22 protein-coding genes, 1 pseudogene and 1 riboswitch are annotated in these 24,904 nt (G+C 34.4%); of the genes and pseudogenes, 11 read left to right on the top strand and 12 right to left on the bottom strand.

The genetic code is table 11. The features are described 5' to 3' along the window. The first annotated feature begins 92 nt into the window (after positions 1–92). Positions 93–329: a hypothetical protein gene (locus COL05_RS02705; RefSeq protein ID WP_048530745.1), complete on the top strand. Its 237-nt coding sequence runs from the start codon at positions 93–95 to the stop codon at positions 327–329. 151 nt (positions 330–480) lie between these two features. On the opposite strand, the gene COL05_RS02700 is transcribed toward COL05_RS02705, so the two are convergent. Together COL05_RS02700 and ppx are read right to left on the bottom strand one after the other, a co-directional pair. Further along, entirely contained in the window at positions 481–2,589 is a 2,109-nt protein-coding gene (locus COL05_RS02700) for a polyphosphate kinase (RefSeq protein ID WP_098667477.1), read from the bottom strand. A gap of 107 nt (positions 2,590–2,696) precedes the next feature. Continuing rightward, complete coding sequence (gene ppx, locus COL05_RS02695) at positions 2,697–4,244, bottom strand: exopolyphosphatase (protein WP_142337325.1); 1,548 nt, start codon at positions 4,242–4,244, stop codon at positions 2,697–2,699. 168 nt (positions 4,245–4,412) lie between these two features. Here ppx and COL05_RS02690 point away from each other — a divergent pair, with 168 nt between their 5' ends. Further along, a complete protein-coding gene (locus COL05_RS02690; RefSeq protein WP_000804864.1) occupies positions 4,413–4,871 on the top strand; it encodes a YkyB family protein in 459 nt (152 codons plus the stop codon). 24 nt (positions 4,872–4,895) lie between these two features. On the opposite strand, the gene COL05_RS02685 is transcribed toward COL05_RS02690, so the two are convergent. Both COL05_RS02685 and COL05_RS02675 read right to left on the bottom strand, forming a co-directional pair. Continuing rightward, positions 4,896–5,558, bottom strand: a complete 663-nt coding sequence (locus tag COL05_RS02685) for a YkyA family protein (RefSeq protein WP_098667475.1) — start codon at positions 5,556–5,558, stop codon at positions 4,896–4,898. A gap of 640 nt (positions 5,559–6,198) precedes the next feature. Continuing rightward, positions 6,199–6,840, bottom strand: coding sequence for a diguanylate cyclase domain-containing protein (locus COL05_RS02675; RefSeq protein ID WP_098667474.1), 642 nt, complete (start codon positions 6,838–6,840; stop codon positions 6,199–6,201). Between the two features lie 164 nt (positions 6,841–7,004). On the opposite strand from COL05_RS02675, the gene COL05_RS02670 reads away from it, so the two are divergent. Further along, positions 7,005–7,238: an SPP1 phage holin family protein gene (locus COL05_RS02670; RefSeq protein ID WP_000939453.1), complete on the top strand. Its 234-nt coding sequence runs from the start codon at positions 7,005–7,007 to the stop codon at positions 7,236–7,238. Between the two features lie 31 nt (positions 7,239–7,269). On the opposite strand, the gene COL05_RS02665 is transcribed toward COL05_RS02670, so the two are convergent. Then, positions 7,270–7,770: a hypothetical protein gene (locus COL05_RS02665; protein WP_098667473.1), complete on the bottom strand. Its 501-nt coding sequence runs from the start codon at positions 7,768–7,770 to the stop codon at positions 7,270–7,272. Between the two features lie 408 nt (positions 7,771–8,178). Between COL05_RS02665 and COL05_RS02660 the strand changes: the two genes are divergently transcribed. The 5 genes and pseudogenes from COL05_RS02660 (at position 8,179) to metE (ending at position 15,005) form a co-directional block, all read left to right on the top strand. Further along, the gene (locus COL05_RS02660) at positions 8,179–9,720 is read left to right on the top strand and encodes an MDR family MFS transporter (protein WP_098667472.1); all 1,542 of its coding nucleotides are present in this window, start codon (positions 8,179–8,181) and stop codon (positions 9,718–9,720) included. A gap of 200 nt (positions 9,721–9,920) precedes the next feature. Further along, the gene (locus tag COL05_RS02655; RefSeq protein ID WP_098667533.1) at positions 9,921–10,184 is read left to right on the top strand and encodes a MerR family transcriptional regulator; all 264 of its coding nucleotides are present in this window, start codon (positions 9,921–9,923) and stop codon (positions 10,182–10,184) included. Further along, positions 10,181–11,337, top strand: a pseudogene (locus tag COL05_RS02645) (RNA-guided endonuclease InsQ/TnpB family protein). The gene COL05_RS02655 and the pseudogene COL05_RS02645 overlap by 4 nt, the downstream one beginning before the upstream one ends. A gap of 159 nt (positions 11,338–11,496) precedes the next feature. Continuing rightward, positions 11,497–12,054, top strand: coding sequence for a PadR family transcriptional regulator (locus COL05_RS02635; RefSeq protein WP_098667469.1), 558 nt, complete (start codon positions 11,497–11,499; stop codon positions 12,052–12,054). Between the two features lie 346 nt (positions 12,055–12,400). Then, a riboswitch (cobalamin riboswitch) is annotated at positions 12,401–12,588 on the top strand. A gap of 128 nt (positions 12,589–12,716) precedes the next feature. After that, complete coding sequence (gene metE / locus COL05_RS02630; protein WP_098667468.1) at positions 12,717–15,005, top strand: 5-methyltetrahydropteroyltriglutamate--homocysteine S-methyltransferase; 2,289 nt, start codon at positions 12,717–12,719, stop codon at positions 15,003–15,005. Positions 15,006–15,042: 37 nt separating this feature from the next. On the opposite strand, the gene comJ is transcribed toward metE, so the two are convergent. Both comJ and nucA read right to left on the bottom strand, forming a co-directional pair. Further along, entirely contained in the window at positions 15,043–15,432 is a 390-nt protein-coding gene (gene comJ, locus COL05_RS02625) for a competence protein ComJ (protein WP_074606329.1), read from the bottom strand. A gap of 35 nt (positions 15,433–15,467) precedes the next feature. Then, entirely contained in the window at positions 15,468–15,902 is a 435-nt protein-coding gene (nucA, locus tag COL05_RS02620) for a DNA-entry nuclease (protein ID WP_098667467.1), read from the bottom strand. A gap of 236 nt (positions 15,903–16,138) precedes the next feature. Here nucA and COL05_RS02610 point away from each other — a divergent pair, with 236 nt between their 5' ends. Beyond that, complete coding sequence (locus tag COL05_RS02610; protein ID WP_098667466.1) at positions 16,139–16,888, top strand: DUF3967 domain-containing protein; 750 nt, start codon at positions 16,139–16,141, stop codon at positions 16,886–16,888. Positions 16,889–16,935: 47 nt separating this feature from the next. Here the strand turns inward: COL05_RS02610 and kinB are convergent, their stop codons facing one another. Beyond that, positions 16,936–18,210, bottom strand: coding sequence for a sporulation sensor histidine kinase KinB (kinB, locus tag COL05_RS02605; protein WP_098667465.1), 1,275 nt, complete (start codon positions 18,208–18,210; stop codon positions 16,936–16,938). Between the two features lie 309 nt (positions 18,211–18,519). On the opposite strand from kinB, the gene COL05_RS02600 reads away from it, so the two are divergent. After that, positions 18,520–18,720 (top strand): hypothetical protein, encoded by a 201-nt coding sequence (locus tag COL05_RS02600; protein ID WP_000929281.1) that lies wholly within the window; start codon positions 18,520–18,522, stop codon positions 18,718–18,720. A gap of 122 nt (positions 18,721–18,842) precedes the next feature. Further along, positions 18,843–20,006, top strand: coding sequence for an aminotransferase A (locus COL05_RS02595; protein WP_098667464.1), 1,164 nt, complete (start codon positions 18,843–18,845; stop codon positions 20,004–20,006). Positions 20,007–20,019: 13 nt separating this feature from the next. Here COL05_RS02595 and malR read toward each other — a convergent pair whose 3' ends face one another. The 4 genes from malR to COL05_RS02575 form a co-directional block, all read right to left on the bottom strand. After that, positions 20,020–21,042 (bottom strand): maltose operon transcriptional repressor MalR, encoded by a 1,023-nt coding sequence (malR, locus tag COL05_RS02590; RefSeq protein WP_098667463.1) that lies wholly within the window; start codon positions 21,040–21,042, stop codon positions 20,020–20,022. Between the two features lie 281 nt (positions 21,043–21,323). Continuing rightward, positions 21,324–22,166 (bottom strand): maltosaccharide ABC transporter permease MalD, encoded by an 843-nt coding sequence (malD, locus tag COL05_RS02585; protein ID WP_098667462.1) that lies wholly within the window; start codon positions 22,164–22,166, stop codon positions 21,324–21,326. Next, entirely contained in the window at positions 22,167–23,468 is a 1,302-nt protein-coding gene (malC, locus tag COL05_RS02580) for a maltosaccharide ABC transporter permease MalC (protein WP_098667461.1), read from the bottom strand. A 64-nt stretch (positions 23,469–23,532) separates the two neighbouring features. Next, positions 23,533–24,792 (bottom strand): extracellular solute-binding protein, encoded by a 1,260-nt coding sequence (locus tag COL05_RS02575; RefSeq protein ID WP_098667460.1) that lies wholly within the window; start codon positions 24,790–24,792, stop codon positions 23,533–23,535. Positions 24,793–24,904: the final 112 nt, after the last annotated feature.

Genomic DNA, 24,904 nt, shown 5'->3' with positions numbered 1-24,904 from the left:
TCGCCTATTTTCTTACATAACCTTTCTTGTACGCGCTCATCCATGTTTCATTTACCATATGATAAAAGTGAGTCCAATAAAGGAGGTTTGTCATGTATCCATATTATCAACCAATCCCAGTCCGTTCAGCACCTATTGGTCCAGTAGGCGACTCACGCTTTTTTCCGTTTTTTGGCGTCCCATTTCTAGCTGGTATTGCTGGCGGACTACTTGGCGGAGCATTAGCTTTCGGTCCTAGACCGTATTATCCACCATATCCACCACCTTTCCCACCGCCAGCGCCTTATCCTTGTTATGGTGGACCTTGTCAACAACCATTCTATTATTAATGTACCGCAACAATTCTACTAATGTTATTTCCTTTCTTAACCGATTCATGATCCATTAACATGCTTATAATAAAAAGTATTCTCTCTACGCATCCTTTATAATAAGTAGAGAACAAAGTAAAAAACCTNNAGGTTTTTTACTTTGTTCTCATTATTCAGCATCCGTGTTTTGATACGCCATCTTAAATAACTTCACTTGGCTATCAATCTCTTCTGCCCCATTATTAATAACATAATAATAGTCACCGTCTTTATTTTGTTCACGCGTTTTCACATTATCAGCTAAAGTAAGCTGTAAAATTGCCTTAATTCTCGCCTTCATTTCAATATCTAATATCGGGAAAGATATTTCTACTCGCTTCTCCATATTTCGCGTCATCCAGTCAGCTGAAGATAAGTATATTTTCTCTTCTCCATTATGGTGGAAATAATAAATGCGGCTATGTTCTAAATATCTCCCAACCACACTAACGACACGAATATTTTCACTTACATTTGGAATACCGGGCCTTAAACAACATGTTCCTCGAACGATGAGCTCAACCTTTACTCCAGCTTGTGATGCTTCATATATTTTTTTTATTAATGGTTTATCTGTTAATGAATTCATCTTGGCGATAATATATCCATTTCCATATTGTCTATGATAACGAATTTCTTCATCTATTAAATCGATAAATTGCTCTCTTATATCGAATGGCGCAACCGATAAGTGATGAAAATGCGGTTTTGTTGTATAACCACTTAAATAATTAAAGAAATTTGTTGCATCCACCCCAAAGTCTTTTCGTGATGTAATATAACCGAAATCAGTATATAACTTTGCTGTTGCATCATTATAATTTCCAGTCCCAAGATGTACGAACCTTTCAATTTTTCCGTTTTTTCTCCTTACAACTAGCGTAATTTTACTATGTGTTTTCAAATGACTTACACCGTAAATAACGTGACAGCCTGCCTTTTCTAATTCTTTAGCCCAATGTACATTATTTTCTTCATCAAATCTTGCCTTTAACTCAACTAATACCGTCACTTGCTTTCCTTTTTCAGCCGCTATCTTGAGCGCCTGAATAATCGGCGAATCCCCACTTACTCGATATAAGGTTTGTTTGATTGCAAGTACATTCGGATCGTCTGCTGCATCACGCACAAAATCAACTACTGGCTGAAACGATTCAAACGGATGATGTAATAAAATATCATGCTCAATTGCTTTTTCAAATACATCTTCTGCATCCCCTAAATCTTGAGGGCGTTGCGGAATAAGAGCCGGATATACTAAATGTTCATATAATGGAGCTAGTTTTTTATATAAAGAGAAGAGACATGTTAAATCTAGCGGTCCATCCATTATATATACGTCTTCATCTTTTACTTCCAACACCTCATATAATAATGCTAATACTCTTTCATCAATATGCTCTTTGCCAACTTCTAAACGTACAGCAGCTCCCCACTTACGCTTTTTTAATTCTTTTTCAATTACCTTTAATAAATCTCTCGCACCTTCTTCATGAATCGTTAAATCCGCATTGCGTGTAATACGGAAACGAGTAACAGACGATACTTTATATCCTGTAAATAATTTATGAGTAAAACCACTAATTACATCTTCTAATAAAATAAATTTATGCTTTTGCCCCTCACTCGGTAAAAATATGAAACGTTCAAGTAATGAAGGAACTTGTACAATTCCTAATTTCGTACGGTTTTCTTCCTCCACTTGTTTCTCGTCATATAAAAGTGTAGCCAAATTCAAACTTTTATTTAATAACATCGGAAATGGACGATATGCATCGATAGCTACAGGTGTTAAGACTGGAAAAATCTGCTCATCAAAATACTCTTCTATAAATCCCCTCTGTTCTTTCGTCAAATCGTGGAATGTTAAACGTTCAATCCCCTCTAACTTCAGCGCTGGCAACACATAATTTTTAAACGTATCATATTGTACAGTCATTAATTCATGGGCCTTTATCGCAATTTTATTTAATTGCTTTTTTGGTGTTAAGCCAGCCTTATTTTCTGGTTGGTTAAACCCAGCACTCACTTGATCCTTCAATCCTGCTACGCGTACCATAAAGAATTCATCTAAATTGGAACTGAAAATGCTAATAAACTTTAATCTTTCCAAGAGCGGATTTTTTTCATCCTGTGCTTCTTGTAGTACACGTTCATTAAATGCTAACCAACTTAGTTCCCTATTGTTGTAATAAGCTGTATCATTTAAATTTACTATATTCCCCATCAACATTTCCATCCTCTTCACACTTCCCCTGAAACTTTTTTACTATAATTTAGTTACTTTTATTTTAGCAAATTACAATATTCCAAGGTGTTAATTTTTTGTAAAGACATCCGTACAACTTAACGTTTTGACTCGAAGGATAAATTAATAGTCGTTTTCAACACTCTTTCCAGCTGCTTTTTTTGTTTTTCAGCTTGCACTTTTTCCGCTAATGCCGATTGCTCACATACAATTTTAAATGTTAATCCTTCCTTACTTTCTGTTACACATATCGATTCAACAAGCGATCTTTTTCTTATATTTAGAGCTGCTGAAAATTGTAAAACAGCCCCTAGTAAGCGAATTTTTTTTTGTTCGTTTTTATCAAACCATCCTTCAAACAGGGACAAATGTTGTTTGAATAACATTTTTGATTTATAAGATGCAATAAGCGCTAATCTAACTCGATCTTTATGCATCATACCATCGATTGTTTTATTCGCTAATAAATAAAACGTATGTAAGCGGCTCGCTTCATCATCTATATATTTTCCTATATTAAATACTTTCGCTGCTTGCTGGAATACTTCCCAGTCTTTTTCTGACATAGAAATAAGACCTGCTCCTTCAAGCTGTTGACAAATCAATCTTCCATGTTTAACAAGTTGAATAACAAATTCCATATTCATTTCGTATTCATGTGATAATAAATGCAAACTTTCTTCGACTACGTTCGGATAATATGAAATCCCCAAATCTTTTGTCAACTCTTCATAGAAAACACCTTCTCGTAATCCTTTTCTACTTAATACAAATGCTGGTGCCTCTATAACGTTAACAAGCTTATGAAATACTTCGACTGCTGGAATAATTGTATCTGCTCGATCTTTTGCCAACCCTTCCAATTTTTGAAGCTCTGTGAAAGACAATGCTTCCAATTCTTCTTTCACATTTTGAATATCTTCTTCTTTCATCTTATATAGATGTACCCCTGCTATAGGATAACAAATTAAATTTTGATGGATTTTCACTAAGTTCCTCGCACTACCACCAATTGCAATAAGAGGCAATTTTTTGTCAATTAACCATGGTAATGTTCGAAATTGATCTTCTAAGTACGTTTGAATCTTTTCCAACTCTTCTTCAGTAGGTATATTCTCTTTAATAAATTGTTGCTTTAAAGAAAGTGCTCCAAAAGGAAAGCTATGATACTCTAAAATCTCTCTATTTCGGAAGTATGTAACTTCCGTACTTCCTCCACCAATATCTACTGTAAGTCCCTCAGAGAACGAAGTTGAATTCATAACTGCTAAATAGCCGTAACGTGCTTCTTCATATTCTGATAATACTCTAAGAGTAAAGTCTGTTTGTCCTTCAACAAGTTTTTTAATTTCTTCTTGATTCTCAGCCTGCCTAATTGTTGCTGTTGCAACACAAAGTACATGATGCAACTTGTGGAATCGTGTACTTTCTTGAAATTGAAATAATGTGTGTAACAATACATCTATTCCTTCTTCATTCAACATGCCATCGACTAAGTAGTTCCTTAACCGAGCAACCACTTTGGTGTTTTCAATTTCCTTATAAAAACCTCCGTTTTGCTTTTCATAAATAACTAAACGCATTGTATTAGACCCAATATCTATAATGGCATATTGCTGTTTTAATATTTCTTTCAAACTTCTCACTCTTTCATTATCAAATTTCTAAAACACATTCTATTACTATTATACAAAATAGTTGTTTTTTGTAACAATATTGCTTTAATATTGAAAATATATACAATCACTTTTTGCATATAATAAAAACCACTTTTATTTATGGTATAATAATGAAAAATTGAAAGGAGATTCAATATGAAACCTTCACAACCACAATCTCAATTACAAAACCAACATTCTATTAATCGACTAGCTCAATCTATTTTCGTTGTGAATCGTCATGCTAAAGCTGCAACTAATCCAAAGTATTTATACTGGTTAAAAAAGACGGCTTTAGAACGCTTAATTGCCGAGAAAAAAGCTATTAAAGAAGGATTACATTTTTCTAGAAATCCACGTTTTAGCCAACAACAATCTGATGTTCTTATACGTTTAGGTGATTATTTTTTCCATATTCCTCCTACCAAAGAAGATTTTCGAATCCTACCACACCTTGGTCATCTTGAATCCTCCTATCGAAATCCGAAAACAACCTTATCTTTAACAGTAGCAAAGAAAACGCTTCAAGATTATATTGGTCCTGAAGCACTGAAACAAGAAAAAAAATTAAGTGAACCTGTCCCATGGTATAGTCGTACTTATACAAAAAAATAAAACAGTTTGGCNNGCCAAACTGTTTTATTTTTTCTCTTCTTTAATCTTAATATTTGCTTGTTTATAAAAAGCTATTTTTTCTGTATTATAAGTTTTTGTGAATTCATTAAACTTATCTTTTTCTGATTCAATATCTTTATAAGACTGATTTACTACTTTTACTTTTTCACTAATATCTTTTAATTTTGTACCTTTATCTTGTAACATTGTATATAATTCTTTTTCTTGTTTTAGCGATTTATTATAGCTATCATACATTTTGTTAAATGAATCATGTCGTTTCTCATATGTGCTCTTCACTTTATCCGCTTGATCTTTCAATTTCTTATCTTCAATTTTCTTCACATATTTATCTACTGACTTCACTTCTTCTTGTGCCTTATTTAAAGATTCTTTTTCTTTTTTTAGCACTTTTTCTCTTTCATCTGTATTTTTCACTGCTTGGTTCAGTTTTTCCTTAACAGTTTGATTATTATCTTTTCCTTCTTGAACAATCTGGTTATATAATTCTTGTCCCTCTTTTTCTAAAGTTTCAAGTTTCTTCGCATCTTCAAACATTGTTTTTTCTTGCTTTGCAGCATTTTCAAACGCAACATATAATTCCTCTTCTGGTTTCGGCCCGAAACAACCCGCTAGTAAAATCATTGATAATGCAGTTACAATTGCTAATTTACTATACTTCAACATCTTTTCCTCCTACTTATTTACGATCATCGTGTAAAAAGCTATGAAATTATTTATCCTTTATTAACTCCATACTCGCACCTTTTTTTACGAGAATCATTCATATTGTTTATAATGCTTGTACAAATTGTATTACTCAAAATTACATTTTCGAACTAAATAGCAGTTTCATCTCTACCTTTTAATTGGTACTTTTTAAAACCTGTTTATACTATGTATTACATAAAAGTACAACGGAATTCATCACAGCCATAATAATTTGGAGAACAACAGTAATAATTCACCTCATAAAAGATGGTCGTTGTTCTGTCACTTCTATCATTCTATCATTCCCTTTCCGCTTTCTATCAAATAATCTCTTTGTTCATTTTACACAGTGTAAATGTCATCTTGCAACAACTTACAATTATTCTTGTCATTCCCTAAAAAGGAAAAGTGTAGAGCATGCTTTCCTCTACACTTTAAAAATGAAACACATTGTGCAAAATGCATTGACACATCCAACATAATTATATGCTTATTCCATATATTTTTAAAGACTTTTATTACAATAAAAGTTCTTTTTGTAATAAAAGTCAAAAAAATGTTACATTCAAAACTTCTTCATATCATATTTCTTCAAATCGAAGTTTCATTCATTTTCTTACAAACCTCTATGCTGGTACAACTGATTTTGTGCTTTTCTTAACAATTCTTCAAAAGTTTTTCCTTCTAGTGGATAACTAGCAGCTCCAAATAATAGATTCATACTTAACAAGCCATTTTCTATTTCACTTTCAATATTTTTCATTAATCGGTTTGTTATTGTCGACTTTTCATGTCCGTTATCAATTGCCACAATTACATACTTATTTTCATCCCACTTAGTAACGACATCCCCTTTACGAATTGTCTTTACAATCGTACTCTCCAATTTTTGTACTAACACCTCCAATTTTTTTTCTTGCACTGTTTCTTTTAGTCCTTTCCATTCTTTCACAGAAAGAATGTACACTGTAATATTATGAGAATCCCGTTCTGATAGAGCAGCTACTTTCTCAAAGAAATCAACTACAAAATCATTACTTGCCATTCCCCCTACTTCTATTTCCATACGACCGCTCGCTCTTTTATCATACCAATGTCCAAAATAATAGCTGAGTACCATTTGCAATATATAAATAATAAAGACGGTATAAAATGATCGCGAATCCAGTTTTGTAATTACATCCTGAAGCGCAATCCATTCTGTAACTGCCACTGTATTCCCAAGTAATAATCCACTTATTTTCCCTTTATGTTTCATACTTCTCCTCCCTTCTATACCAATATATGTTTCTATAACAATTATGTTTTTCTACAAAATAAAAAATGTACATATTGAGTGTACATTTTCGCTTAAGCTTGTCTACCATTTCTATTCTATTTCATATATATACTATATATCGTTTTAGAAAGGTGGTGACCTATATGCTACAAAAAGAAAATCTATCAGATATTATACGTTTACTAGCTGGTTTTCTGTTATCGTTGAAATTACTATTTAACTCTTTCGGTGTAAACTTTATTACAAACGATCAAATTGACGCTATTGTAAATGTTGTTTCCTTTCTGTTCATTCTATATTTTGGTTATAAAAATAATTACGTAGGAAAAAAAGGAATCGAGCAAAAAAAAGTACTCAAAAAGCACAACCTTCACTAAAAAAGGAACCTTTCATACAGGTTCCTTTTTATCATTGTCGCACAACAACTTCATTTGTTTGTAGCGGACCATATGATACTCCATTATATTGAAATGTATATGTAGCCTGAAATAATGCGCTTTTGAGTGCTTTATCTTTATTTGCTTTTATTTTACAAATTAATTCTACCTTCTCATTTGGTAATAAATTATCGATTCGCCACCTTACAAGCTGGAACAAAAATTCACTCATCCCCTTATCAGCCTTTAGTGAATTTGGGATATATGCAAAATAATCTCGAATCATATGACTTACTACAACTCGTGAAATCATTTCCAGTCCTTTATTTTCAACTTCAATTCGTATAATAAGTATGTCGTTTACATCATAGGTCAGTTCATATGAAAATTTTTCTTTATACATACTACGGATTTGTAATGTAACTGCTACATTCGGGCATTCGTTTTCCTTTTTTGATCCATCAATCCATAATACCGGTTGTAGTGGTATTGAACGTCTTCCTTGATCCGAAATTCGTTTCCATATTTTCATAATAATATTCACCCCATTTCAGATGCATCATTCATACGGCTTTATTCTGCTTTTCTACACAACTTGTTACAAACGATATATAGTTATTACTCTTCCTTTTATCCTATTCGACAATATAAAGAAAAAACCATTTTTCCTCTGTTAACTGAAGGGATTCTTACTGAAATATTTTTTTACAATTTCCTTCATTGACTTTATACCCATATTAAGTATTACTCACTCTTTTGCTGCACATACAACAGAATATTTTGACGGAAGAAAAAGTTTGCCTTTTAGTCAAATTTGACTATAATATTCTTTATGGCTTGTGCACTTGTGTAAACTGATTTGAAAGAACTGTACTTTACATTTTTATGCGCTGCACTCAAAACTTAATATAGTTTACTTATTTTTAAAGGAGGGTTATATTTGGAATCTCAATTATCAAAAAAAGACTCCAACAAGACAAAATTTGTTGTTGCTGGTTTACTACTTGGTATTTTAATGGCGGCAATGGATAATACAATTGTTGCAACAGCTATGGCAACTATCGTTGGAGACTTAGGAGGATTTGACAAGTTCGTTTGGGTCACGTCTGCATATATGGTAGCAACAATGGCCGGTATGCCTATCTTCGGAAAACTTTCTGATATGTACGGACGGAAACGCTTTTATATTGGTGGCCTTATTCTTTTCTTGTTCGGTTCTGCACTTTGCGGAACAGCATCTAGTATTGAGCAACTAAGTATTTATAGAGCAATTCAAGGAATTGGTGGCGGCGCTCTTATGCCTATCGCCTTCACAATTATGTACGATATATTCCCACCAGAAAAACGTGGGAAAATGACAGGGCTATTCGGTGCTGTTTTCGGGACATCTAGTGTATTCGGCCCTTTATTAGGCGCGTATATTACAGACTATATAAGTTGGCACTGGGTCTTCTATATTAATATTCCATTAGGACTTATCTCCTTCTTCTTCATTACGAAATACTACAGTGAGTCTCTAGAATTTAGAAAACAAAAAATTGATTGGGCTGGCGCTATTACACTTGTTATTAGTATTGTTTGCTTAATGTTCGCCTTAGAACTTGGTGGTAAAGAATACGCATGGGATTCCACTGTAATTATTGGCTTATTTACAACAGTTGTTATTATGCTTATTATTTTCTTCTTCGTAGAACGAAAAGCAACCGAGCCTATCATTTCTTTCCATCTATTTAAAAAGCCTTTATTCGCAGCTAGCCAAGGTGTTGCCTTTTTCTATGGTGCCGCTTTTATCATCTGTACAGTTTATATCCCAATCTTCGTTCAAGGTGTTCTCGGTGGTTCGGCCTCAAATGCTGGATTAATTTTAACACCTATGATGGTTGGCTCTGTAATTGGAAGCCAAACAGGTGGACAGTTAGCTTCTCGAACAAGTTATCGTAACATTATGATGGCATCTGGAGTTTTCTTCGTTCTTGGTATTTATTTACTAAGCACTTTAACAATGGACACACCTCGCCTACTCGTAACACTATTTATGGTTCTCGCTGGACTTGGTGTTGGTTTCTCGTTCTCAGTTTTAAGCATGTCTTCGATTCACAAATTAGAAATGAGAGACCGTGGTTCTGCTACATCAACAAATTCATTCTTCCGTTCACTCGGTATGACACTTGGTGTAACAATTTTCGGTACCATTCAAAATCACATTTTTACAGATAAACTAAACACTCTCTTCCCTCCTGAACTAGCAAAACTAGCTCCAAAGGGTGGAGACACAAGTTTCTTATTATCACCAGGTGCTAACGATAAAATACCAGCTGAAATATTGACTGGCATTAAAGAGGCTCTCGCTACATCTATTGCTAGCACATTCTTCTGGGCACTAATCCCGGCTGTACTAAGTATTATTTGTATTTTACTTATGGGAAATGAACGCCTATTTACAGGTCCAAAAACGAAACAAAAACAAAAGCAAGTAAGCTAATATATAGAAAAGAAACGGCATATCCCTTTATGAAAACGGATATGCCGTTTATAATATATAAAGTTAAACTTTGATCAGTAAGGAACCATTCTCACTGGTTATTATCCCTCACCAATCGGGATAAAGTTTCTATATACAGGAGAAAGAAACAGTAAACAAAAACATAGACAAAAGTGTGCATATATAGCAAAAAAGTAATTATGAAACAATATAAACCAAAAGAATTTTCAGAAATGCTTAATGTCTCTGTTAAGACATTGCAAAGGTGGGACAATCAAGGTGTTTTAACTGCTTACCGAAACCAAAAAGGAAGAAGATATTATACAGAAGAACAGTATAAGGAATATATGGGTATTCAAGAAGAACTTGTTCAGGATTTAATATCTATCATTCATGTATTTAGCTGTAGAATATATGGGTTGAGAAAATACAAAAAGAAAATGTCGGAGGATGAAGACTTATGAAAAGAGCATATTTAATAGAAATCAAACCGACAACTGAACAAGTTAGTAAAATCCGTCAAACTATTGGGGTGTGTCGATATGTATATAACCTGTATATCTCTAAAAATAAAGAGGCATATGAGTCGGAGGGGAAATTTCTTAGTGGCTATGACTTTTCCAAATGGCTGAACAATATTCATACAAAAGAGTGTGACCAGTGGATTAAAGAAGTGTCGAGCAAAGCGGTAAAACAAGCGATTATGAATGGAGATAAAGCTTTTAAGCGATTTTTTAAAGGTTTATCTAAGTTTCCACGATATAAAAAAAGAGGAAGCAAGATGTGAAGTGCTACTTTCCGAAAAACAACAAAACAGATTGGACAGTAGAAAGACATAGAGTAAAAGTTCCTACAATTGGTTGGGTAAGGTTAAAAGAATATGGATATATCCCTAAAAATGCAACTGTAAAAAGTGGCACAGTATATCAAAGAGCAGGAAGATATTTTGTATCTGTACTTTGCGAATTGGAAGAAATGGCAACAAAGTTAGCACTCAATAAAATAGGTCTAGGGATTGATTTAGGAGTGAAGGATTTTGCTACACGTAGCGATGGTATCGTTCATGAAAACATCAACAAAACAATAAAAGTAAAAAAGATAGAAAAACGGTTAAAACGTGAAAAACGCTCTTTAACACGTAAATTTGAAAATCTAAAAAAGAGAGGTGAAAAATCTGTTACTAATAAAAGAGTGAATATAGATAAAAATGTTCTTAGAGTGCAAAAGTTGCATGCTCGATTAGCGAATATTCGAATAGAGTATGTAAAGTCTATTGTAACGAATGTGGTGAAAACCAAGCCAACGTTTATTACAGTGGAAGATTTGAATGTGAAAGGTATGATGAAGAATAAACATTTATCTAAAACAATTGCCAAGCAGTCTTTTTTTGCTTTTAAAACGTGGCTTTTGACGAAATGTGAGGAATATGGAATTGAATTACGTCAAGTAGACCGGTTTTATCCATCGTCAAAGTTATGCTCATGTTGCAGTCAAAAGAAAGCGGATTTAAAGCTATCTGACCGAGTATATACATGTGAATGTGGCAATGTAATGGATAGAGATTTGAACGCAGCGATCAACCTTTTACAAGCAAAAGAATATACAATACTAACGTAAATAGATTGTATATATGTACGGTGGGCTACATCGGAATTTACGCCTGTGGAGTATCACAGCAAACTGTAGTAGCAAGTGATTAGCGAGGCAGGGCACGTAGAAGCAGGAATACTCTAAGAATATACATTTGTCTATATTTTTAGTAGCAGTTGAGACAGAATGAGCATGAAATTAGTCATTCTCGGTTTGCTACTCGAAGGGGATAAACATCCATATGAAGTGCAACACATCATGAAAGAAAGACAAATGGATTGTTATATTAAATATGCAAAAGGTTCACTTTACTACGCCTTCGAGCAATTAGAAAAGCAAGGTGCAATTTGTATTACCACGATTGTTCGAGATACGAATAGACCAGATAAAACAATCTTTCATATAACAGAAGAAGGTAAACAATTATTTCACAAATTACTATTAAAACAATTCGAGGCAAAAAATCAAATATATAAACCGATTTATTCGGCACTCTCTTTCGCTCATTTTGGTGATGACCAAGAGTTAGTTCCTATTTTAGAAAAAAAGAAAAATGATACCGTTCAATATTTACATAAAATGCAAGCTATTTATGATAGTAGCAAAGGACAAATTCCACGTGCACAACTATATATTTTACAAAGCGTTATTGAACATATTACAGTTGAATTACAATGGTTAAACACCCTCCTTACAGATGCAGTTGCAGGACGCCTTTCAGAAATTGATATAGATGAAGGGTAAAATTATAAAGAAGAGGTTGTAAAAAACGATAAAGTTATTTCATGTTAAATTTTAAAGCATAGCCCTGTTCTAATTTAGGACGGAGCTATGCTTGTTTTATTTTCGATATAAATTGAATTTATTATTAAATTGCATAACTAGCATCTTATCTTTGTACAAGTATCTACTTCTTTGTAAGTTTAATCGCACTTCCTTTCAATTCCCCTTACTTTTTTTCACTCTAAAAAACAGGAATAATCTGAATAATAAAAATAAAAAACTTTAGAATTTTCTTATTTTAAAACAGTAGACAAAATTCCAAAAATTGTGTTAGAATTTGTTTCAATATCATATCGCTTGTTAACTTCCTTTCAAAAGGAAAATAGGTACACGAAAATTTCTTTTCGTGTTTAAAAGGGAAGATTGGTGAAACTCCAACACGGTCCCGCCACTGTAAATGCTGAGATTTCTTTTCTATGCCACTGTGAAAACGGGAAGGTAAAAGAAATTATATGAAGCATAAGTCAGGAGACCTGCCTGTTTTAACAACACTGATAGATTCACGGATGATGATGAGGTGTTAAAACAAAAAGCAAGGCTTATTTTCTATGCCTTTGTGCTTTTTGTTATAGGTATTTCCTAGTAAACGGAAATGCTTACTTTCAATTAGGGAGGAATTTAAAATGGCAATTCAAACAAGTAATTTAGGTTATCCACGCATCGGACTACAACGAGAGTGGAAAAAAACATTGGAAGCTTTTTGGTCTAATAAAATTGATGAAGAACAATTTTTAACAAAGATGAAAGAGATTCGCCTTCAACACGTCAAAGTACAGCAAGAAAAAGGGATTGAACTCATTCCAATTGGCGACTTTACATATTATGATCACGTTTTGGATACTGCTTATATGCTAGGATTTATCCCATCACGTTTTTCTGAGTTTACATCTTACCTTGATGTATATTTCGCAATGGCCCGTGGCTCTAAAGATCACGTAGCTTCCGAAATGACAAAATGGTTTAACACAAACTATCACTATATCGTTCCTGAATATGAAGAGGGATTACAAATCTCTTTAAAAGATAATCGTCCACTTCGCTTATATGAAGAGGCAAAACAAGAATTAGGAGTAGATGGAAAGCCTGTTATTTTAGGACCATATACTTTCTTAAAATTAGCTAAAGGTTATACACAAGAACAATTCGCGACTATTTTAAAACAATTAGTTGCACCATACGTACAATTGCTTTCAGAACTACATGCAGCTGGTGCACAAGTCATTCAAGTTGATGAACCGATTTTCGCTTCTTTAACGAAAGATGAAATTCAACAAGCAAAAGAAATTTATGAAGCTATTCGTAAAGAAGTTCCAAATGCAACTCTTCTTTTACAAACATATTTTGATAGTGTAGAAGAAAACTATGAAGAAATCATTACATTCCCTGTATCTGGTTTTGGATTAGATTTCGTTCATGGTAAAGAAGGTAATCTACATGCTATTTCAAAATATGGATTCCCAGCTGATAAAACTTTAGCTGTTGGTTGTATAGATGGCCGTAACATTTGGAGAGCTGACCTTGATGAAGTTCTTACGTTATTTACAACGTTACAAAAACAAGTCCAGACAAAAGATTTCATCGTTCAGCCTTCTTGTAGCTTATTGCATACACCAATCGATAAAACAGAAGAAACTCACTTATCGACTGAGCTATTTGACGTGTTAGCATTTGCAAATCAAAAATTAGAAGAGTTAGTTCTTATTCGTTCCGCTCTGACTCAAGGTACAGAAAGCATTAGTAAGGAGCTGGAAACATACCGAAATGTACATCATACAATTCGGTCATCTGCTGCACGTAACCGAGAAGATGTTAAAGCAGCACGAACAGCATTAAAAGAAGAAGATTTTTCACGTCCTCTTCCATTTGAAAAACGATACGAATTGCAACAAGTTGCCTTGGAGTTACCATTGTTACCAACAACAACTATCGGTAGCTTCCCGCAAACAACTGAAGTTCGTCAAACACGAAAAGAATGGCGTAACGGTGTTATTTCAAATGAACAATATGAACAATTTATTGAAAAAGAGACAGAAAAATGGATTCGTTACCAAGAAGAAATTGGTCTTGATGTCCTTGTACATGGTGAATTTGAAAGAACTGACATGGTCGAATATTTTGGTGAGCGCCTTGCTGGTTTCTCATTCACTAAAAACGGTTGGGTACAATCATACGGTTCACGCTGCGTAAAACCGCCTGTTATTTATGGTGATGTAGCCTTTATTAACGGAATGACTATTAAGGAAACTGTTTATGCACAAAGCTTAACAGAGAAAGTTGTAAAAGGAATGTTAACTGGACCTGTTACGATTTTAAATTGGTCCTTCGTTCGAAATGATATTCCAAGAAAAGAAGTTTCGTATCAAATTGCATTAGCTCTTCGTCACGAAATTGAACTACTTGAATCTTCGGGGATTCGAGTGATCCAAGTCGATGAGCCAGCACTTCGTGAAGGAATGCCGTTAAAAGAAAAAGATTGGGACGCTTATATTACATGGGCAGTACAATCCTTCCTTTTAGCAACTTCTTCTGTAGCAAATGAAACACAAATTCATACTCATATGTGTTACAGTAACTTCGAAGATATTGTTGATGCGATTCGCGCATTAGATGCAGATGTAATTTCTATCGAAACATCAAGAAGTCACGGTGAATTTATTGATACATTAAAACATACAACATATGAAAAAGGCATCGGTCTAGGTGTATATGATATTCATAGCCCACGTGTACCGAGTAAAGATGAAATGTATAAGATCGTAGAACAATCTCTACAAGTATGCGATCCTAAATATTTCTGGATTAATCCTGATTGTGGGTTAAAAACGAGAAGAACAGAAGAAGTGATTCCGGCTTTAGAACACATGGTGCAAGCAGCGAAAGATGCTCGTTCCCTTCTAAAAACAAACGCATAACAAAAATGGGTTATCCTTGTTGAGGATAACCCATTTTTTATTCTTTACTTTCAAAAAAGAATTCATATTGTATTTTATATAATTCATCATCCGTTGGTTCTTCAAGAGGCGTTGCTTGTAGTACAACCGTATACTCACCATTTGGAATAGGGATTTGAAATTTATTTGAAAGAATACTTGTTACAACGATACATTCATTTTCAACTGTAAACGGAACTGTAACGGTTCTAATCACTTCTTCTTTCTCAATATGTTTCCCGCAGGTCACTTTTACTTCACAAGTATAATCAGAAAGTGCTTCAAAAATAACAGTTCCATCCGCCTTCGCATAACCTCTTTCAAAATCTTCATTCGTCCAGTCAACGTAAGGCTGATCCCCGTCATAGTTCATCAACATTAATTGCGAATACGAAATTGTTAACTCCATAGTTCCCTTCTCCTTCATTATGAAATATGCAACTACTACTTCACGTCAAACTTCACGCGCGTACCATCTGGGTATTTATCTAACTTATTTCCTACCCAAGAGCCTGCTCCGCGGTTATCTGCTGGACTTATATATTCAATATGTGCTCCTTTTCCGCCCTCTTTACACATCGCCATTGGCCATTCATCACGATCATATCCTTTTTTTGATGGAAATGGAGCTAACGATAATTTTCTTCTATCCGCAGCGCCACCACGGTCGATTGTACAAACTTCTGAATGCCCTTCTTTTATCGCATCCGTAATATGTTTTCCTGTCTCTGGATATCGCTCTTTCGGAAATTCTAGAACTTGATCATACGCATTTGTTTTTTTGATACTTGTTTCCTCTGGAACAAGTACTTCATACACCGCTACTACAATAGAAAGAATTGCAATAATTGAAATGATAATACCTTTTAATTGCTTCATGTATACCTCCATGATTCTACCAGTTTCTTTTCCTCAGTTATTATAACAAACTTCTCCTGTATATGTTTTCAGACATTATTTTAGCTCTTCTTCACCATTCCGCCAAAAACTCTCATTTTTCTTCATCTTTTCACTAATGCTGTAGAAAACTAATAACCTTCCGACATTCTTTTTCAAAGGAAGTCCTCATAAAAGATTGAAATGATATATACGATACTTTTTGGGGAGGAAATATTATGGAAGCTACCTATAAAACGAAAGATGTCACGAATAAAACAGGCATCCCAAAACATATAGTTCGCAAATATAGTCAACTGTTAGAGGAACACGGTTATATGATTTCCAAAACAGCTGATGCTCGTATTTATAAACTGGATGATTTAAAACTATTGAAATCTATACATGAAAGAGCTGCTACATTGCAAGAAGATATTTCAGAAACGATACCAATTATTTTAAAAGAAAAAGAGGCCCCACCTGTACCAGTTATACAAGATACGCAAGAAATACAACCGAAAGAAAAAGAAGATGGGCGTAACTTCGAGGAGTTCATGTTAAAACTTGAAATGCTCGCTCAATTAAACGAAGCAATTATTCATCAAAATTCTACCCTTATTACCCAAAATCGTTTAAAAGATGAAAAGCTAGATGAACTGATGCAACAAGTTTATGTAAAAGAAGGCTCTCAAGAAAAAATGCTACAAGAGTTAGTAGATCATGCCGCTCAAACAGATGCCCTGCAAAAAGAAAAGATGGACTTATTAATGAATCATATGTATAAACGCGAATCTAAGCAAGAAGAAAAAATGAATAAACTCGTAAATCAAATTTATAATAAAGACAGCAATCGTGATGCACAACTTATGCAAGTAATTCGCGAAATTCAAGAAACAAAAAGATTAGTCGCAGCTTCAAAAGAACAAAGTTTTTTCCAATCATTTAGAAGTTTATTTAGCCGAACAAAACAAGAAAAAACAAATGAATAATATATTTTTCCTATATAAAATAAAAAGTTACCTTTCATCGGTAACTTTTATTCCTTATTTCTTACAGCTGGCAATATAATAATCGCTTCAGTCCCTTTTCCACTTTCACTTTTATATTCCAGTGTACCATTATGCGCTTGTAAAATACTAAATGTTACCATAAGCCCTAATCCTGTCCCTTTTTCTTTTAAAGAATAATACGGTTGTCCTAGCCTTGCTAATTGTTCTTTCGTCATTCCAACGCCACTATCTTTAACTCTTATTACAATCGTTTCATCTTTTTGCATAGCCGTTACTTTTAAATATCCTTTATTTCCTTGTATTGCTTCAATACCATTTTTAACAACATTCATAATAGCTTGCTTCAATTTTGTCTTATCACCGATCGTATAAAGACTTTCTGAAATCTCAACTTGCAAATATACCCCTTGCATCGCTGCAAATGATGACATAAGAGTTGTCATTTCTATTAATTGAGCTGATAGGCAGATATGTTCTTTCTTCTCAATTTGTGGCCTTGCTAAATTCAAATAATCTGAAATAATTTGTTCTGCCCGGTCCAATTCAGCTAATACGAGACGCATATAATCCTTATTCTTCACATCTTCTGTACTTTCTAGCAATTGAATAAAACCACGAACAACGGTGAGTGGGTTTCGAACCTCATGTGCAACACTTGCTGCTAACTCACTTACAATATTAAGCTTTTCTGACTTTTGCATCTCCGTACGCAATATTGCATTTTCATTTAAATATTCTGTTAAGTACACCTGAAATACCATTGTCATAACCATAATAAGCGAAGCAAATATATATCCGCTATATACGTGGGAAACATACGGTGTGAACCCCGTTTCTAACAGAACGTTAATCATGCCGATCACTAAAGAAACAAGTACGTACAATGATGAAATCATAAATGCCAAAATTAGCTTCTTATCCCTTGAAAATAACGACCATTTCTTTGATAAAAATAATGGAATTATCAATAGAAATATTACTTCTATGACTGGAAGAAGGTTTATTCCTTTTAGCGTCCATTCATATGCAACAAAAATAACGGCCGGGATTAAACCAACAATCCCACCATATAGAAAACCACTAACAATCGGGATTGGGTGAAAGTTATACCCACAAACATCACCAAAACAAATAGAGTATGTCATGGAGAGAACGAGTGTAATGCTAGATAAAAACATAATAAAGTAGCGGTTCGGCTTCGGAGGCATTTCTTGATAACGATTTAAACGAATCGCTTCATATAAAAATAGTGGCAAAATTATGATGGCAATTTGGATCATTAAATCACGGATAAGCTCCATAGCCTCTCATCCCCTATATGTATTTTGATATGATTATATCATTTTACAGACGTATTTGTTTTAAGATTTTGATTTTTCTTAACATATTTGTTAATTCTTTGTTAACAACGCATAATAATTGTTACAGATTTTCGAAATGAATGTAAACCCTGTACCAAATTTCTACCTGGCAGTATACAATGAATACGGATTACAAAGAAAATAAAAAATACTTCATGAGACGGACAACTATAGCAAAATACAGCATATAATCCATACTATCTATGTTTACAAATAAGTGATCATTATTTTAGTAGGAGGAAGATAAATATGGCAGGTACTACGCTTGTTTTAAAAGAAGAAAATTTGGTCGTTCTAGAGAATGTTGAAAAATCAGTATATGAAGAGTTGCAGCATAAAACAGGAGATGAAAATTGTACATGTGCTGTGAATGAATCAGTTGTTCACCTTGGCAAAGTATCCTCTGTACTTTGGAATGAAGATGAAATAGATTGGGAGTACGGATATTAAAAGTCGCTTACAGCGGCTTTTTTTCTATTATCCCTCCTTTTCTCCCTAACATGTACGCAAGCGAAATTATAGAAAATATGTTAAAATGAACTTAATTTTCAAACGGAAGAAAGGGAGATACAATGGAACAATTCATTAATCCTAGAGTGAAGGACATCCAGATTTCTGGTATCCGTCAATTCTCTAACATGATTCAAAACTATGATAATCTTATCTCTTTAACAATTGGACAACCTGATTTTCCTACACCTTCTCTCGTAAAAGAAGCGGCAAAACGGGCCATTACAGAAAATTATACGAGCTATACACATAACGCTGGTTTATTAGAATTACGCAAGGCAGCTTGTGACTTTGTAAAAGATAACTACGATTTACATTATTCACCTGAAAACGAAACCATCGTTACAATCGGTGCCAGTGAAGCAATTGATGTTGCATTTCGAACGATTTTAGAGCCAGGAACAGAAGTCATTTTACCTGCCCCTATTTATCCAGGATACGAGCCGATTATTCGATTATGCGGCGCAACACCGATTTTTATCGATGTTCGTGAAACTGGCTTCCGCTTAACAGCTGAAGCACTAGAGAATGCTATTACAGAAAAAACAAGATGCGTCGTACTGCCGTATCCTTCTAATCCAACTGGTGTAACTTTATCAAAAGAAGAACTACAAGATATTGTAGATGTTTTAAAAGATAAAAACATTTTCGTCCTTTCTGATGAAATTTATAGCGAACTTGTATATGAACAAAAACATACATCTATTGCCCATTTCCCAGAAATGCGTGAAAAGACTATCGTCATTAACGGTTTATCAAAATCTCATTCTATGACTGGCTGGCGTATCGGTCTATTATTCGCACCAAGCTATTTAGCAGGACATATATTAAAAGTCCATCAATACAACGTAACATGCGCTACCTCAATCGCTCAGTACGCTGCAATTGAAGCATTAACAGCTGCTAAAGATGCACCAAAAATGATGCGTCATCAATACAAAAAACGCCGCGATTACGTATATAATAGACTCATTCAAATGGGCTTAACAGTCGAAAAGCCAACAGGTGCATTTTACTTATTCCCATATGTTGGCCATTTAACAACTTCATCCTTTGACTTTGCACTTGATCTCGTCAAAGAAGCTGGACTTGCCGTCGTTCCTGGAACAGCATTCTCTGAATATGGTGAAGGCTACCTCCGCTTATCCTATGCGTATAGTATCGAAACGTTAAAAGAAGGCTGTGACCGTTTAGAAGCCTTTCTACAACAAAAAGCTAAGAGTTAAACTCTTAGCTTTTTTATGCATACTGATCACAAGTTTGACGCTTCAGTAATTTATGCGGAATAATGATACACTTTGCAGTAGACTCTGCATTCTCTACTTTATCAACTAAAGCTTTTGCAGCTTCATATCCTAGCTGATATATATTCACATCAACTGTTGAAAGTGGCGGACTCGAAATTTCTGATAATAAAGCATTATTAAAACTTACAATTGAAACATCCTTCGGTACAACAAATCCTTTTTTTGAAAGTGCACTTAGCACACCAAGTCCAATCAGGTCATCCGTTGCCATAATTGCTGTTGGTGGTTGCTTCAGTCCCATTAATTCCTCCACGGCTTGTTGACCACTTTCTCTTGAAAAATCAAAATGTAAAATATACTCTTTTGGTAATACAATGTCTGCTAATTTTAAAGCATCACTCATACCAGCCAAACGATCCCTCGTTACAAGTAAATCGGATCCACCGCCGATGAACGCGATTTGTTTATGCCCTAATGAAATCAAATATTCTGCTACTTCTCTTGCAGCTGTATAATTGTCATTATCTACATATGTAATTTCATCTTTTCGGTCATATGGTTTCCCAATTAAAACAAACGGGAAATTTTGTTCATGCAAGTATTGAATAATCCGGTCGTTCTCTCTTGAGTATAAAAGAATAATGCCACCAATTTGGCGTCCCTGCACCATCTTTACAACACCATTAAAAATTTCATCTTCCGTTTCACCTGTCGACATATAAAGCGCATACCCTTCCACATGTGCAAATGAACTAATCCCTCTTATAACTTCTGGGAAAAACGGATTTTGAAAAGCTTTACTTGCAGAACTTGGCATAACAAGACCAAGTGTTTTTGTTGTTTGATTAGCTAAGTTTCTTGCGTTTAAATTGGGATGATACCCTAATTCACTCATTACTTTCCGCACACGACGCTTTGTTTTTTCACTTATACTTGGATTATCAGCAATTACACGAGAAACGGTAGATGGTGCTACATTCGCCTTCTTCGCCACATCTTTAATTGTAACTGTCATAAAAATCCCCCTCCTTTCACTTCTCTGCCATTTTATATATATTTTTAATCTTGCACCCGTTGCAAGTAATAGGAGAAGTCATAAACTTTTATTGATTCTATATTGCAAAACCTATCATATTCTCCCTCTCCATGTATTGTAAGGGATATAGCTCTTTTTTCCTATACTATAATATACTATTTATTTCACTTCTTTTCATATGTGATGTCAAATCTCTTTTCATCTCCCTATAAANNTTTATAGGGAGATGAAAAGAAAAATGGGACGTAATGTCCCATTTTTCATCCTTTCGTACCTCCAGCAGTTAAACCAGAGATAAAGTATTTTTGTAGTGATAGGAATAAAATTGAAATTGGGATTGCAATCAATACCGAACCCGCTGCAAACGTTGTAAATTCATTACCAAATTTCTTCGCTACCATTTCATATAACCCCACTGCTAACGTATAATTTTCTGGTGTGCGCAAAATAATACTTGCTAAAATGAAATCTGTAAATGGACCGATGAAAGTGAATAACGCTACAACTGCTACAATCGGCTTTGCAAGTGGCATAATGATTTGCCAAAAAATACGGAAATGTCCTGCTCCATCCATACGAGCTGACTCATCCAATTCTTTCGGAATCGTATCAAAATACCCTTTCATAAGCCATGTATTCATTGGGATTGCCCCGCCCACATAAATTAAAATTAATGCAAGGTGCGTATCAATTAATCCTGTTAACTGCGCTAATATGTATAGAGCGATTAACGCTGCAAAGTTTGGAATCATTTGCAGAATTAAAAATGTTAATAAACCATTTTTTCTTCCAACAAAACGATATCTCGAAAATGCATAAGCAGTAAAACTAATCGCCAACACTGAGAAAATCATCGTTAAAACACTTACCTTTAATGTGTTTTTATACCATAGTAAATAATTACTATTCTCTAAATCTAATAACTTACGATAATGATCTAATGTTGCGTTTTGTGGAATAATACTTGACCCAGATAAACTATCACCCGGATTAAACGATGAGCCAATAATCCATAATAATGGATAGAAAATGATGGCACACATTACGAAAATAACGAGATAACTTAATGAGAGACGTAACATCTTTTGTCTTTTAATATTCATTTACATCATATCCTCTTCTTGGAATGATTTTGTTTTCTTAAATTGCCATAACGCAACTGTAATAACGATTAACGATAAGATCATTGTAAGAGCTGCTGCTTTTCCGTACTGAGCCGAAGTCATCGTTAACTTATAAATCCATGAAATTAAAATATCTGTTCCCCCTGCGTCTTGCCCAGCTACAGCAGGACCTCCGCCGTTAAATAGATAGATGATACTAAAGTTATTAAAGTTAAACGTATATTGCGTAATTAATATTGGTGCTGTTGCATATAGAACAAGTGGCAATGTAATTTTACGAAACTGTTGCCAAGCTGTAGCTCCATCTACTGTAGCTGCTTCATATAATTCCCCTGGGATCGATTGCAGTATACCTGTCGTCATCGCAAAGACGAATGGGAATCCAAGCCACGTTTGAATCATAATTAAAGCAATCTTCGCCCAAAATGGATCTGTCATCCAAGCAATCTTTTCGATTCCGAATAAAGCCAATACTTGGTTGTTAATTGCTCCAAATGTTTCATTAAACATACCAGAGAAAACAAGAATAGATACGAATGCTGGAACTGCCCATGGTAAAATGAAGATTGTTCGAATAATTGCTTTCCCTTTAATACCAGGCTGATTTACGATAATCGCTAAAAAAATACCAAGCGCAACTTGTAATGTCGTTGCAACAAATGTCCAAATGACAGTCCAAGAAAATACACTTAAAAATGTCTCTCTCCACATCGGTAATGTAAAGATATCAATAAAGTTTTTAAACCCTACCCAATCTACTAATTTAGCTGGAGGAGAATGATATAAATCATAGTTCGTAAATCCAATTAAAATTACGAAGATGATTGGAAATACAACTACAAAGATAAGTAATAGAAAACCTGGTGAAACCATTAAATATGGAAAACCCTGATCTAGTAAATTACGGTATTGCTCTTTTACAGAGTTTAATGGTGTTCCTATATCACGTTTTTTCCCGTTTTGATATGCATCATATAAATTAAATGCATATATTCCGAGCCCAAATACGATGACAATGAGTGCCAAGATTCCTTCTACTAATAGAAAGACAGAATGATCACGTGGAACTTCTGTACCAAGCGTTACAATTCCCCATAATCCCATATTTAATAAATCAGCAAAGGCTACAATAAATGAACCTGTTAATACAAGAAAAATAAGACCTTTTACAAATTGCTTATTATACATTTGGCCCACGCCTGGAATGATAGATAACATGGTTGCCATTTTCCTATGCTTTGAACCGTTTAAAGCGTTTGCTGGTTCCATAGATGTTTGCATGTTCCTTCCCCCTTTTTTCTGGGAGAGAATTCGTGCCCCTCATATGAGAGGCGCGAATTTCACCTTATTTTTTCTTACTATGATTTGCCTCAATATTACCTTTAATTTGCTTCACTGCATTATCAAGTGCTGCTTTTGGTGCCTCTTTATCCGTAACAACTAATTGAAGCGCATCTCCAGCAGGTTTCCATACTTCTTGCATTTCTGGAATGTTCGGCATTGGAATTCCATTTTCAGATTGCGTTGCAACTGCTTTCGCAGCTTCGTTATCTTTAATAATTGAATCTTCCATTACTGCTTTTACTGGAGGAATTTCTTTTGTTTTCTCAAATCGAATTTTTGCGTTCTCTTCATTCGTTACCCATTCAGTGAACTTTGTAGCTAAATCATTCTGTTTAGAGAAACTTGTTACATGCCATCCTTTAACTCCAACAAATGTTTTCATTGGTTGACCATTCGGTAATTTTGGCATTGGAGCAACGCCATAATCAATTCCGTTCTTTTCCATTGCTTGGAACGCCCATGGGCCATTCATGATAGATGCTGCTTTTCCTTCGTTAAATAGTCCATCAGCAGCAGGTCCACCAGATTCACCGATAATACCTTTCGGGAATAGCTTTTCTTTATACCATTTTTGAAGATATTCAGCACCTTGTACTGCTCCGCTATTATTTAACCCAACATCACCTGCATTTGGCTTTCCATCTTTTTCGCCAAACACATAACCACCCATACCTGCCATGAATGCATTAGCAAAGTAGAAGTTATCTCCTAATGCTAAAAATCCGTACTTGCCATCTTTCGTAAATTCTTTTGAGAAATTAAACAGCTCGTCCATCGTTTCTGGTGCTTTTGGCATCAATTTTTTATTATAAATAAAAACTGGTGTCTCAATTGCTTTTGGTAAACCATATAATTTTCCGTTATATGTCTGTGCTTCTATTGATGAATCAGTAAATTTACTCTTTACAGCATCATCAGCTTTCACTTCAGAAAGTAAACCTTCTGTTACTGCGTTTCCGATTTGATCATGTGGCAATGTTACAACATCTGGTCCCGTCCCCGCTGGTCCATCAAGGCGTAATTTCTTCACTTGATCGGTCATTTGCATTTCCACAACTTTTACTTTTACTTTATATTTTTCCTCAAAGCTTTTCACTGCTGGTTCTAAACCAACACCTTTTTTATCATCTTCCCAAACGAGAAGATCGTAATCTTTCTTTGCCTTACTTTCTTCTTTTTCCCCTGAATCTTTCGGTCCACATGCAGATAACATACCAATTGATAATGCTGAAACCGTTAATAATGATAATGCTTTCTTCATCCCAAAAACCTCCCTGAATTGTATATGTACCTTACTAATTGAAAACGTTTGCATTTAATGGTTTAATAGAAGCGCAAACAATATCTCAATCTATGAAAACGTTTGCGCTATT

This window comes from Bacillus sp. AFS059628 (genome assembly GCF_002571225.1).
GTDB lineage: Bacteria > Bacillota > Bacilli > Bacillales > Bacillaceae_G > Bacillus_A.
Note: the sequence above shows the minus strand (reverse complement) of the source record. Positions and strands in the feature narration are given on the sequence as shown.